The 12,636-nt window shown below is 28.2% G+C and carries 14 protein-coding genes; 12 read left to right on the forward strand and 2 right to left on the reverse strand.

The features are described 5' to 3' along the window. Positions 1–15: 15 nt before the first annotated feature. Positions 16–810: an SDR family oxidoreductase gene (locus JYG23_RS02035; protein ID WP_207236791.1), complete on the forward strand. Its 795-nt coding sequence runs from the start codon at positions 16–18 to the stop codon at positions 808–810. Between the two features lie 289 nt (positions 811–1,099). On the opposite strand, the gene JYG23_RS02040 is transcribed toward JYG23_RS02035, so the two are convergent. Further along, complete coding sequence (locus tag JYG23_RS02040; protein ID WP_207236792.1) at positions 1,100–2,401, reverse strand: MATE family efflux transporter; 1,302 nt, start codon at positions 2,399–2,401, stop codon at positions 1,100–1,102. Between the two features lie 60 nt (positions 2,402–2,461). On the opposite strand from JYG23_RS02040, the gene JYG23_RS02045 reads away from it, so the two are divergent. The 6 genes from JYG23_RS02045 (at position 2,462) to JYG23_RS02070 (ending at position 7,496) form a co-directional block, all read left to right on the forward strand. Further along, positions 2,462–3,295, forward strand: coding sequence for a MerR family DNA-binding transcriptional regulator (locus tag JYG23_RS02045; protein WP_207236793.1), 834 nt, complete (start codon positions 2,462–2,464; stop codon positions 3,293–3,295). Between the two features lie 220 nt (positions 3,296–3,515). Beyond that, on the forward strand, positions 3,516–4,550 hold the full coding sequence (locus JYG23_RS02050; RefSeq protein WP_207236794.1) for a hypothetical protein: 1,035 nt from the start codon (positions 3,516–3,518) through the stop codon (positions 4,548–4,550). 165 nt (positions 4,551–4,715) lie between these two features. Next, the gene (locus JYG23_RS02055; protein WP_207236795.1) at positions 4,716–6,002 is read left to right on the forward strand and encodes a hypothetical protein; all 1,287 of its coding nucleotides are present in this window, start codon (positions 4,716–4,718) and stop codon (positions 6,000–6,002) included. A gap of 18 nt (positions 6,003–6,020) precedes the next feature. Further along, positions 6,021–6,680 carry an ABC transporter ATP-binding protein gene (locus tag JYG23_RS02060; RefSeq protein ID WP_207236796.1) on the forward strand — a complete coding sequence of 220 codons (660 nt, stop codon included), beginning with the start codon at positions 6,021–6,023 and terminating at the stop codon, positions 6,678–6,680. Between the two features lie 308 nt (positions 6,681–6,988). Then, positions 6,989–7,204 (forward strand): hypothetical protein, encoded by a 216-nt coding sequence (locus JYG23_RS02065; RefSeq protein ID WP_207236797.1) that lies wholly within the window; start codon positions 6,989–6,991, stop codon positions 7,202–7,204. Further along, positions 7,185–7,496 (forward strand): YbjQ family protein, encoded by a 312-nt coding sequence (locus tag JYG23_RS02070; protein WP_207236798.1) that lies wholly within the window; start codon positions 7,185–7,187, stop codon positions 7,494–7,496. Before JYG23_RS02065 ends, JYG23_RS02070 begins: the two co-directional genes overlap by 20 nt. 108 nt (positions 7,497–7,604) lie before the next feature. Here JYG23_RS02070 and JYG23_RS02075 read toward each other — a convergent pair whose 3' ends face one another. Further along, positions 7,605–8,069 carry an HD domain-containing protein gene (locus tag JYG23_RS02075; protein WP_207236799.1) on the reverse strand — a complete coding sequence of 155 codons (465 nt, stop codon included), beginning with the start codon at positions 8,067–8,069 and terminating at the stop codon, positions 7,605–7,607. Positions 8,070–8,394: 325 nt separating this feature from the next. Here JYG23_RS02075 and JYG23_RS02080 point away from each other — a divergent pair, with 325 nt between their 5' ends. From JYG23_RS02080 to JYG23_RS02100, 5 genes are all read left to right on the forward strand, one after another. Continuing rightward, positions 8,395–8,715 (forward strand): PadR family transcriptional regulator, encoded by a 321-nt coding sequence (locus tag JYG23_RS02080; RefSeq protein ID WP_207236800.1) that lies wholly within the window; start codon positions 8,395–8,397, stop codon positions 8,713–8,715. Between the two features lies 1 nt (position 8,716). Continuing rightward, positions 8,717–9,310, forward strand: a complete 594-nt coding sequence (locus JYG23_RS02085) for a DUF2812 domain-containing protein (protein ID WP_207236801.1) — start codon at positions 8,717–8,719, stop codon at positions 9,308–9,310. A gap of 101 nt (positions 9,311–9,411) precedes the next feature. Beyond that, a complete protein-coding gene (locus JYG23_RS02090) occupies positions 9,412–10,608 on the forward strand; it encodes a metallophosphoesterase family protein (RefSeq protein WP_207236802.1) in 1,197 nt (398 codons plus the stop codon). 860 nt (positions 10,609–11,468) lie between these two features. Then, positions 11,469–11,654 carry a PspC domain-containing protein gene (locus tag JYG23_RS02095; protein ID WP_207236803.1) on the forward strand — a complete coding sequence of 62 codons (186 nt, stop codon included), beginning with the start codon at positions 11,469–11,471 and terminating at the stop codon, positions 11,652–11,654. A gap of 73 nt (positions 11,655–11,727) precedes the next feature. Further along, positions 11,728–12,462, forward strand: coding sequence for a hypothetical protein (locus JYG23_RS02100; protein WP_207236804.1), 735 nt, complete (start codon positions 11,728–11,730; stop codon positions 12,460–12,462). The last annotated feature ends 174 nt before the right edge of the window (positions 12,463–12,636 follow it).

Here is a 12,636-nt window from a genome sequence, read left to right on the forward strand (position 1 = left end):
AAGAGGAGATGTAGTATGAAAAAAACAGCGCTAATTACAGGTGCAACTAGTGGACTAGGACTGGCATATGTAAATGAATATGCCAAAAGAGGATATGATTTAATTATTACAGGAAGGCGGAAAGAAAAAATTGAAGCTAATGCAAAGGATATAATAGAACGGTATGGAATCAGTGTTATGGTCGTAATTGTTGATTTGTCAAATGAGAATGGATTAAATAAACTTCTTGAAATAATTAAGGATAAGGAGATAGATGTTCTAGTTAATAATGCAGGATTCGGCTTGAAACCCTATTTTGCCGACCTATTGGTTGAAAATATTGAGGAAATGATTTATTTACAGACGAATACAGTTGTACTTTTGGTTCATACTGTAATACAAGGAATGATTAAGAGAAATCACGGAACGATTATTAATATTTCTTCGGACGGTGCTTTTGCAGTAATTCCAAAGAATGTTTTGTATTCCTCAACTAAGATATTTATCAAAAATTTTACGGAAGGAATTTATATGGAATTAATGGAGACAGAAGTAAAAGTTCAAGTAGTCTGCCCAGGATTCATGGATTCTGATTTTCATGAGAGTACAGGTATGAAAGTAAATAAAAGCCAAAAGGGATTTATGAAATTCAGTCAACCTGAAGATATTGTAAAAAAAGCCATGAAAGATTTGAAGAAGGGGAAAGTAGTATCTGTATTGGGAACGGATGCTAAGTTAATCAGATTCTTGTCTAATATTCTTCCAAGGAAAGTATACTATTTTTTTGCAGTCGGTTTTGTAAAAAAGAAGTTTGTCCCCAAAAATGTTTAAATTTATGAAGTAAATGATCAATATACTAAGAAAAGAGAAATGAAGCAATAACGAGTTCAAGATATTAATACGAAGAAACAGGGTAGTATTAAAATGGTATGTTACCCTGTTTTCTTTCGTAAATATTAAATTAAATGGAGGTAAAAAATTGAATAATAGTTTTGATGATGAGCTACTGAAAATAGTAGCTTTTATTATTTTAAAAAAGAGGAATGAACTTGTTAGAGACGAACATAAACATTTTCAGCTGAGAAGACTACTATCCTTGGCCGATAGGTAAAATATTTTTTTATATCAGAGAAGCCTCCTTGGACTTTTTGTTTTGTGTAATTGCAATTATCATAACTACCAATTCGGCAACAATCATTCCAGTCCACACCATATTTATTCCAAATAAAGCTGGCATTAAAAATATAAAAATACTATTGCATATAAAACTTCGAAGCACTGCTATCATCATAGCAACTTTTGTATTTTTAGTAGCAAGGTTATAGGTAGTGTATACAATATTAACAGATGCGAATATAAACGAAATACCGTAAATTATTATGCAATTATAGGCTGTTTTTATGAGTTCTGCATCATTGTTAAATATGGATATAATGGCTTTTCCAAATATAAGCATTATCAAATAGATAATACACGAAAGCAATATGTTAAATTGTAAACCTTTCTGAAAGAAAAAATTTTCTTTTTCCCTATTGCCCTCTCCGATACTACGGCTGAGTAATGGCTGTATACCCTGTGCCAATCCTATAAAGACAGCAAGGATAACGACAATTATATAGGAAATTACCGAAAAGGCAGAAACACCGATTTCTCCAAAAGTATTTAAGACAATATTATTATAACAAAGAATTGTTACCGGCTGACTCATCTGTGTGACAAATTCAGGAATCCCTGCTTTAATAATCTGAGTAATTATGCCTTTTTCTCTAGCAATTGTCTCAATTTTAAGAACACCTTTTCTGCACATAAAATGAGCAGATAATACAATACACGCCAAAATTTGACCTAATCCAGAAGCAATAGCAGCCCCTTTTATTCCCATCTGCAATGGGAAAATAAAGAGCCAATCAAAAAAAACATTGCTTATTGCGCCTATAATCATTCCCCAAAAAGCAAGTTGTGGATTACCGTCATTTCTGACAAAGGCAGACAGTGTTGACGAACCACAGAGGAAAATTCCAAATATTACATAATATTTTAGATAAGTGGCTGTACTTTCTATAAGCATGTTACTTGCACCTAAAAATTTCACCAGCTGTGTAGGGAACAAAACGCTGATAGCAGTCATACCTAGCGAGAATAGTAGGACTAATAATAAACTTGTATTAAAATAATTATTTGCTTTTTTGTTTTCACCTTTACCAAAAGAAATAGAAGTAAGAGTTGCTCCTCCCATTGTAATCATCATAGATATTGCTGTAAGAAGTGAGATGAAAGGAACTGCAATATTAACAGCAGCAAGCCCGTTTGTTCCAACACCCCTACCTACAAATATTCCATCAACAACAAAATAAAGTCCCGTTACAAGCATAGAGCCTATAGACGGGATTACAAATCTGTAAAATTGTTTTTTATCCGACATATTTTTCTCCTTTAATTGAACTATAATTATGATATAATTATAACTATAAACTATACCATTATGGTAGAGTCAATAGCAATGGAGGAAAATATGAAAAATTATTTATCGATTGGAGAAGTTTCAAAACTAAAGGGAGTAAGCGTTAAATCACTAAGATATTACGGTGAACTTGGAATACTTATCCCTGCTTATATCAACAAAGAAACGGGGTATCGGTATTATTCTATGGAACAGATGGTTATTGTAGATTTAATTATCACTTGTCTAGATTTTGATATTCCTCTTAAAAATTTTAACAATTACATTATGAAAGACGGATTTATAAATACGGAAAAAATCCTAAACGATGGTAAGAAAATTGCTAATCAAAAAATTTTAAATATCAGAAAAAGTTTTAAATTATTAGAAAATATTTCAAACCATTTGAGTATTACAACAAAAATAAAAACATACGAAGGCGTTTATAACAGAAATTTCTCAAAACGATTTCTTCTTACTGAGGAATGGAGCGGAAATATTTATGATATTAGATTGTTTATGGAAAAAATAACTAAACTCTATAATGATAGTGAAAAATATGGCTTAACTCCTCTATATAATCAAGGGGTTCTTTTTCTTTATAAAAACAACAAAGTTAAGGATATGGTGTTTTTAGAAGTTGATAAGTTTTGTGATATAACAAATAATATGCTGATATTACCAGACGTTGAATTTGTCTGTGAAGTTTTTACTAATGATGAACTTCTTATTGCCGAAAATAAATATCTTAAGGACAAAATGCATCCCGATGGCAGTGTAATTTTGATAAGAGAATTATACGATAAAAAAATAGATAATCAACCGACACCAGTGGAGGTACAGTTTTATTTAAAAAAGCAGGAAAACCACCAATGATAACATGTTAATACTTTGTATTAATTGTTTCTTCATAAATTTATTTGTATGTCGAAAAATGACAAACAATAACACTTTACGAAAAAACAATATATGATAAAATGTAAATAATAGTAAAAATATACATTTGACGCAATAAATAAATATTACATGTATAGTGTAGCAAGTTATAACATAAATAAGTAATTTATAGTTACTATGATTTTAAAAGTGAGGAAGTATGACTAAAAAATTAGTTTTGGGTTTCTCTATAATAATTTTATTATTGCAATTATTGTTCATATCATATATTAATTACAATGGTTTTGTTGATTTACAAATAATTACATCAAATTCGTTAATTTCAGATAAATCTGTTTCGTTAGTTTTCAGAGCAGGCGATGAACCACTACTATATGAATTATTAGAATTAATTAAACTTTATCCTGATATAACTCTTTTGTCAAAACTTTATAATTTCGACAATTTGATAGTATGGGGACTTTGTGGTAATTGCTATTTAGATAACAATGCAAATTTATTGATAAATGGTACGTTTTTTGTAAAAGACGATTTTTTCAAGGAAGATTTCAAAGCTGTAGTAGGTAAAAATGTATTAAATTCAGATAGTTGCTTTTTAGATAAAAATGAAAAAATATATTTTAAATTCAACAATAATAATTATGAAGTGATTGGTGTTATATCATCAAATATTAGCAATATGCTTGATAATACTGTTTTTGTCAATTTAGATTCACTTAATATTGAATTTCTAAATAAATTTATTATAGATGGTACAGATAATAAAGTTATAGATAAGACTGTAAACAGCATAAAACAAGAATATAATGTTGATATAATAAGTGAAAATAATAATTTTGTAGAAAGATATATATTTAACAATGTTGATAAACATATATTGAATATTTTTATGGTTATCTTTATTAGTATACTTATAATTACACTTTCAATGTTTATTTTACATTACTATAGCGAAGAAATTAAGGTTAAAAGAATAATAGGCATAAGTTTTAAAAGAATTTTTTTTGATTTGTTCAAAAACATACTTGTTTTAACTTTGGTAAATACCATTTTATTTGTTGCTGTTTACACAATTATTTACTATAATGTTTTGCAAAAAATTCATTTATTTTTTTATTCCTTTCACGTGATTATATTTTCGTGTATTATACTTATAATTATTGGATTGATAATATATCTGTATATGCTTATATCAAATAAATTTTTTTCTATGCTAGGAAAGTTTTACTTCTAGTATAGAAAAAAACAAGGATTGCAAAGGATGGGACGTCCTTGCCTTTAAGGGAGGTGCTCAGTAAAAATGCTTATGTAGTAGGCATTTTTACGCCGAAGGGGGACATAGGTTCCCCTAGCGGAGTTGCGTATCAACTTTTTTATAGAAACGGAGTGAAATGAAAATATGAAGTATAAATTCAGCAACTATATACATATATTAATATGTTTTTGCTTATTGACTATTGCCATGACAGTATTTACGCTTTCAAATAAAAACTTTAATAAAGTAGAACATAAAATAATAGATTTTGATGATAAAAATGTTGAATCGACATATTTGAGAGTAAACGATGTTTACGGACAAGATAATCAAAAATCATTATTAGAGTTTTTTGCAGAAAAAGATGCATTGAAACGAATGAAACAGTTTTGCAGTATTTTAAATGAAGAATTTAATTATTTAGAATTTGATAAGCAATCCGTGGTTATACGGGATGATTTTAATTATAAGGATGAATTCCGAATTGATTATGGAAGTAAATATTTTGGAGAAAACGACAAGATTGGTATATCTTTAAAATCTGTACAGATAGGGAAAAATGCTTATGATGAATTTGATCTTGAAAATCAATTAGCTGATGGAAGAGGATTTGAGCCAAAAGACTTTATATTTGATAATAATAAAACAGTTTCAGCTATATTTGGGTATGAATATTCAGAGTTAATTAATATAGGCGATACAATAAATTTTGAATATTTATCTAAAGATATATCTGTGAAGGTTATAGGCTTTTTTGAAAAGGATACTTCAGTGACATTAAATAATAACATCTTTTTTTTAGATCGATATATCACAATTCCTTCATTGGATATGGACTTTATTCCGTTAAATAAAGATGATGAAAGATTTCAAAAGATACTATATTCGTTAAAAAACTGGGGATATATAAAAGTAAGCGATGGTGAAGATTATTATGATTATAAAAATAGAATTGATGATGTAAGCAAAGCTTTAGATTTGAAATATGTTGTAAATGAAGCTTACATTTATAAACATATAAAAAATATTTCAAACACAATTAATTCAAGCAAAGGAATATTTTTAATTGCTTCGATAATCTTGTTTCTGATATTATCAACCATTTTTGCTTATATATATATATGGAATTACAATAAAAACAAAAAAATCTATGCAATTCATTTAATTTGTGGTTGTAGTTTTATCAGAATGAAGCTAAAGATATTTTTTGAAATATTTACACAATTTATATTATCACTAGGAATTGCAGATTTAGTTAACAGATTAATACTAGGTTATGATAGTATTTATGTATCTGATCGCATTTTACTTGATAAGGCAATTAGGCAAACTACAAGATTTTCATTTATTATAATGCTTGTAATATGTCTAGTATTAAATATCTATATTAATAAAAGTAATATTTATTCTTCTATCAGAAAAGAAAATTGATAATAAAGGAAAATATATATGATTAAATTTAAAAGTATTAGTAAAAGTTTTAAGTATAAAAATACAGAAATAAAGGCACTTGATAGTGTTAGTTTACATATAGATAATAATGAAATGGTTGCAATTATGGGACCAAGCGGTTCGGGTAAAACAACATTGTTGAATATAGCAGGCGGGATATTCAAACAAACCAGTGGAGAATATTTATTCAATAATAAAACTGTGCTGGGTAACGAATCTGATATGGCTAAATTTAGAAGTGATAATGTTGGATTTATTCTCCAGCATTCTGCATTAATTAATAATAGAAATGTTTTATATAACATATCATTGCCATTAAAATATAAAAATATCGAAAAAAACAAAATAAAAGAAAAAGTTTTGATAGTTACTGATTCACTTGGTATTTCAAATAAACTTGAAATGTATCCTCATATGCTGTCTGGTGGAGAGTGCCAACGTGTAGCTATTGCTCGAGCAGTTATTTCAAATCCAAATATTATTTTAGCTGATGAACCAACATGTTCTTTAGATGATGACAATAAATACGAAGTATTAGATATATTGAAAAAATTAAACAAAGAAGGTATAACAATTATAATAGCAACTCATGATGATACTGTAGCTCAAATTTGTGATAGAAAAATAAATATCAAAAACGGAAAAAATTTTAATTAAAATGTTTTGGATTGCAGAAATATCTGTTTATTTATATAGTATAATAATTAAAATAAAAACAACTTGAGCTAACATGGCAGAGAAAACACAATATAATTGCATTAAGAAGAAAATTAGAGAAATTATGTACAAGTATAAATTAATATCAAATTATACAATATTAAATTATATGTCACTAATTCATTAATTCTATTATATTTTTTTATGTGACTTATTCTATAGGTTGGTATATAATAGAATAAGATATAAGTTGTACTAGTTTCGGACTGCAATGGAATTTGTACATGTCTATGGAAAGGAGAGAGATAATGAAAAAACTAATTGTACCGATAATAATTACAGTATTGCTTATTGCAATAGAAATTGCATACTTGTCAATTTATATTAGCGTAGTGATTCCAATTACTATAAAAATAATAATTGCTTTGGTGATTTTGTTTATAATCGGAGTCAGCGTTTTCGTGTTAATAGAAAGAATAAAAGAAATAAGGAGTGGAGAGACAGATGATCTTAGTAAATACTAATTTTATTAGTGGCAAAAATTTTGAAACATTGGAAGTTGTAAAGGGAAGCACAATTCAGACTAAGCATGTTGGAAAAGATATTCTTCAGAGTTTTAAGACTTTGGTGGGTGGAGAACTTACGGCATATAATGAAATGATGAATGATGCTAGAGCACTTGCAACCAAAAGAATGGTTAAAGAGGCAGAAGTTTTAGGAGCAGATGCGGTTATTAATATTAGATATGCAACAAGCGCAATTATGCAAGGTGCTGCAGAGGTAATGGTTTACGGTACGGCAGTAAAATTTAAATAAGACTAAAGAGAAATCACTATCGAGTTTTTCGACAGTGGTTTTTTTTAGCAAGTTTCTGTGGTTTTGTTGTACATAGTTTTTATAGGTATTCACACTATAGCTTAATTTCTACGCAATGCCAAATTCAAGTTTAAGTTTTTCGTATCTGCTTTTTTCATGTGCTTTGATTTCATACATAGGATTATACAAACAATGCTGAAAAACATCTGCATCAATTAAAATTTCATTAAATTTAGAATGTATAATTTCTTTTTCACTATGATTATAAATAGCATCACAAATCATTTTAGTTTCATCATCATTTGTTATCTGTAATGATGTCAATATTTCTCTTGCTAAGATAGCACCTTTATGCGCATGGTCTTTTGTGTCCATTTTAGCATACGAATATATGTCATGAAGCATACCTGCCATAGTGGCAAGCTCAGCGTTTTCTCCACGCTTTAGTGCAATTAATGCACAAGATTGAGCAACTCCATATAAATGCAAATAAGCACATCTTCGTTCTTCAACATCAGTCATATTCAAGAGTATTTCATCAATATATTTTCTTAAAATTTCAATTCTGTTCATAGTTAATCCTCCCCAAAAACATAGGTAGTATCTGTAATATTTTGTAATGCGTATTAAAATATAGTTTATATAAATCAAATTATAACATTTACTTTAATATAATGTATATAACTAAATAGATATAGACTATTATTTTTTAAAATTTGAATTACTACATTGACAGTCAGTCGTCTTTTCTTCATATGACACAGTACCATTTTTTAAAATCTTTAATGTTAACCGTGTTTTGCAATTTTTTTTATTTTCGTTTGACATATACAGTTAGACTGTATATAATGGAACTATACAGTTTAACTGTATAGGATAACGATATAAGGAGAAAGTTGTGAATATATTAAAAAATCTTCCGCTTACGGAAACAACATATTATATTCTGCTTGCTTTGAGACGAGCCGGACACGGCTATGCAATAATGCAGAGGGTTGAAGAATTAAGCGATGGAAAAGTAAGGATTGCTGCAGGTACTATGTACGGAGCATTAGAAAATCTATCAAAGCAAAAGCTGATTATTTCTGTGCCTTCAGAAGATGCAAGAAGAAAAATGTATCAAATTTCTAGTGATGGTATTAAGGTGCTTGCACTTGAAGTGGAGAGATTAAAACATCTTGTCACTGTTTATGAACGTACAGAAATGAAAGGAGAATAAAATGAAAAAGTATAAAATATTTGTTGATCTTGAAAAAGAAGAGCAGTATCTCAATGAAATGGCTAATCAAGGACACATTTTGAAAAAGTATTCTGCTTTTGGGGTATACCATTTCTCAGACGGTGAAAAACAAGATTTGAAATATCGTGTAGATTATCGTACTTTTAAGAATATGAAGGATTTCGAAAATTATAAGGCTATGTTTGAAGACTTTGGTTGGAATCATGTTTATGGAACAAAATGCAACGGAAATCAGTACTTTTTGCCAAAGAGTGAGAATTCGGATGGTGAAATATTTTCAAGCAAAGAATCTTCTGTTTCACGCTATAAAAGGTTGTATGAAATATGCACTATGAATATGTTTTTTGTAATTTTTTATTTCTATATCATACTTTATAATAGCGGATTTAATTTACCAAATTTTGTTTTCCGAACACCTAATTTGTGGGAAAAGACAGGCTTTGACCTTGTGAGAGCTGTATTGTTTGAACTTACAATACGTGTCGGCCCTATATTTTTGTTCGCTGTAATTGGAATTGTTTATTGTATATGGGCATATAAAGTTCATAAGTTGTATAAAGAAAAAATGCAGTAGGAAACGTAAAACGAAAAAAATATATCTTTAGTTTTAACATTGGTCTAGATATATTTTACATATGATTAAATGATAGTAAAACTATAGAAAGTAGGCAAAAAGTGAATTATAAGGATGAAACAATAGACTATATAAAAAAAGTTAAAGAAAATTTAAACATGGGAAAATACCTTTCAGAAAAAGATTTAGAAAAAGATTTTTACTCAATTAATGAAGTAAGTGGCGTAAAAACTAATAGTTTTAAGTATGAAAATTTAAATGAAATGTTTAAGGTGCAAGAATTTCTTATTGACGAAGTATGCAAGATTCATGAAAAAGAAAATGACACGGAAAATGAGAGGCTTATTAAGACAAGCCTGAATATAAAAGAGCTACAAGAACATCTAAATGATGCTAAAAGGGCTTCTAATATATATTCGTTTAATAAAAGTGATTACGAGTATTATTTAATTGGGGATATACATTCAGATACTGTTAGCTTCAAAAGGATATTACACATTTGCAAATTCTTTGAAAACATTGTAGATAAAAAAAGAATGCGCCTAATCTTTTTAGGGGATTATGTGGATAGAGGAAAGGCTCATATAAAAACCCTAGAGTATATAATGGCGTTAAAATATGTTTTTCCAAACAATGTATATTTGTTAAGGGGAAATCACGATGATGGAACTATTGTTAATGAGGAAATCAAGTTACGTGTTAAGAAACGTGATGATGAACCAAGAGATAAATATTTTCTTCTTTATTTAAGTAACCTTTTAGATAAAAAAGAATGCAAGTTTCATATTATAAATCAATACTTGAAGTTCTTTAATAGTTTATGTAATATTGCATTTATTGATAATATGAATATTACATTGATGGCTGTTCATGGCGGTATTCCAAGACCTAGAAAAGATTCTTCAATGTATTATAATTATATTAAGAGCCTTTATGACCTTACTAATGTTGAAATAGTAGATAAATTAAATAAAACCATAAGAGATAATATGGTTTGGAGTGATCCATGTAATGAAGGTGAGGATCTTAAAGATAATTCTGGAAGATTTAAATTTAATGTGAAGCATTTTGAGGAATTTAAGAGAAGAGTTAATTTTGATATTTTAATAAGGGGACATCAGGCAATTGAAGAAGGAAGTAACAATTATTTTAATCATAAATTGTTTACTGTTTTTTCAAGCGGTAAAATTTTTCAGAATAATATTGATATAAACAATGAAACAGCATATAAGGAAGTAACACCTAAAATTATGTGTTTCTCCTCAGAAGGGGAGCTGTCTTTGATTGAAACTATGTGATACCTTAAGGACAAGCAATACTTTTGAGGACTGTTTTTTTGTTTAACGATTTAGTAAGTCCCTGTGGTCTTGTTATAGTAAGTCTCTGTGGCTTGTTGTAGCCATCCTCTGTAGAAAGAAAAATAATTAAAATTTCTAGACTAATGTTTCGCATTGAGAATTGTAACTTCAGCTGCACTCGCAAAAGCCAAATGCGTAGATGAGTTTTTAAAGATAGACTAAATTGGCTTAAAACGTTTGTTTCGCTTTGTACAATTCTTAGCAATGCTCCACAATGTTACAAAATTTTGAATTATTTTTCTGTTGAGTAAGCTAGTCTGTGCTAGGTCAATGCAATGTTTTAAGAAAGACATTTTGAGCAAATCTCTGTGGTTTTGTTGTAGCCAGCCTCTGTAGAAAGAAAAATAATTAAAATTTCTAGACTAATGTTTCGCATTGAGAATTGTAACTTCAGCTGCACTCGCAAAAGCCAAATGCGTAGATGAGTATTTAAAGATAGGGCTAAATTGGCTTAAAACGCTCGTTTCGCTTCGTACAATTCTTAGCAATGCTCCACAATGTTACAAAATTTTGAATTATTTTTCTGTTTGGGAAGCTAGTCTGTGCTAGATATGGAGGTATACTTTGGAGACGGTTTTTTTCATTGAAGCATAAACAACAAGAAATATAAAATAAATAGTGTAAATGATTATACAGATAGTAATTTTAATTTAATATATAGCTATTATTTAAGTAAAATTTAAATTAATTTAAAATATATATAGTATAAAATTAACACTAGGTGTATAATAATCATTATATGGCAAAATTTATATAGAAGTGAAAGTGTTATCTAAAAATATATAAGGGTGGGAAAAAACATGGAAAAACAATTGCGTAGAAGTAGTACTAATAAAAAGTTAGCTGGTGTATGTGGTGGTATAGCAGAATATTTTAATATTGACCCAACACTAGTGAGGTTAGGATGGGTTTTATTTGCTTTTTTTGCTGGTGGAGGTATTATTGCTTATATAATAGCATTAATTGTAATGCCTGAGGGTAATTAATTATAAAATAAACATGAAATATTATAATGAATTACAAAATTATAATATGTTTTAAAATAAGGAGTTTAGCATAATGATTGATAGTAAATTAGGAATAATGAATAATTTAGAAAAGTTAGAATCTGAGCATTATATTTTTTATTTCGAAAAAGATAGTTTAGCTAATAAAGATATAGAAAAAATAGAAAAAGAACAAGAAAATTGTTACTATGAAATTACTAAAACATTGAAAATTGATTTTAAAGGGAAAATAACTTATTATTTGTGTGATAATCCAGAAATTCTTGGAATTATATATGGCGATAATGAACCATGTAATGGTTTTGCAGACATAAAAAATAATGCTATTTATGCTGTTTATAATGAAAATATAAAGTGTATTGGTGCTCATGAGGATGCTCATGTTATATCATATTTGTATAATTGGCCGGATTCAGTGGCTATAAGAGAAGGCATAGCAATGTATTTTGATAAAACTTGGTGGGGTATAGATAACTATGTTTGTACGAAAATATATTATGATAGAGGCGAATATCATTCGATAGCACAAATGATAAATGATGAAATTTTTTATGACATACCATGTGAAATATCATACCCAATTGTGGGAGCTTTTACTGACTATGTTATAAGTAGATGTGGAATAGATAAATACATTGATTTTTACAAAAGCAAAGATATTATGTGGGAAAAGTATTTAGGAATATCTATAAACGAATTAGAAAAAGGTTTTGTAGAGAAAATCCAAAGTTTGAAACTAGATAATAATACTAGAAAGAACGCAGAGAATGTTTTATTCAAGCAATAATAAAAAACACGGACAACCATACATAGATGAAAATATAAAAAAAATACAACAAGCTACTGAAAATGACTTGTTGTATTTTTTATTAGTAGCATGATGTTTGAGCTAACAAAATAAATAAAATTTAATTGAATATTTTTAGACAATAGTTTAAAATCAAAGTAAACGAGAAATTGT

Source organism: Sedimentibacter sp. zth1, assembly GCF_017352195.1.
In the GTDB taxonomy this organism is placed as follows: Bacteria; Bacillota; Clostridia; order Tissierellales; family Sedimentibacteraceae; genus UBA1535.

Coding starts and splice junctions, on each gene's coding strand:
- JYG23_RS02035 (WP_207236791.1), top strand. CDS start 16: ATGAAAAAAACAGCGCTAATTACAGGTGCAACTAGTGGACTAGGACTG.
- JYG23_RS02040 (WP_207236792.1), bottom strand. CDS start 2,401: ATGTCGGATAAAAAACAATTTTACAGATTTGTAATCCCGTCTATAGGC.
- JYG23_RS02045 (WP_207236793.1), top strand. CDS start 2,462: ATGGTAGAGTCAATAGCAATGGAGGAAAATATGAAAAATTATTTATCG.
- JYG23_RS02050 (WP_207236794.1), top strand. CDS start 3,516: ATGACTAAAAAATTAGTTTTGGGTTTCTCTATAATAATTTTATTATTG.
- JYG23_RS02055 (WP_207236795.1), top strand. CDS start 4,716: ATGAAGTATAAATTCAGCAACTATATACATATATTAATATGTTTTTGC.
- JYG23_RS02060 (WP_207236796.1), top strand. CDS start 6,021: ATGATTAAATTTAAAAGTATTAGTAAAAGTTTTAAGTATAAAAATACA.
- JYG23_RS02065 (WP_207236797.1), top strand. CDS start 6,989: ATGAAAAAACTAATTGTACCGATAATAATTACAGTATTGCTTATTGCA.
- JYG23_RS02070 (WP_207236798.1), top strand. CDS start 7,185: ATGATCTTAGTAAATACTAATTTTATTAGTGGCAAAAATTTTGAAACA.
- JYG23_RS02075 (WP_207236799.1), bottom strand. CDS start 8,069: ATGAACAGAATTGAAATTTTAAGAAAATATATTGATGAAATACTCTTG.
- JYG23_RS02085 (WP_207236801.1), top strand. CDS start 8,717: ATGAAAAAGTATAAAATATTTGTTGATCTTGAAAAAGAAGAGCAGTAT.
- JYG23_RS02095 (WP_207236803.1), top strand. CDS start 11,469: ATGGAAAAACAATTGCGTAGAAGTAGTACTAATAAAAAGTTAGCTGGT.
- JYG23_RS02100 (WP_207236804.1), top strand. CDS start 11,728: ATGATTGATAGTAAATTAGGAATAATGAATAATTTAGAAAAGTTAGAA.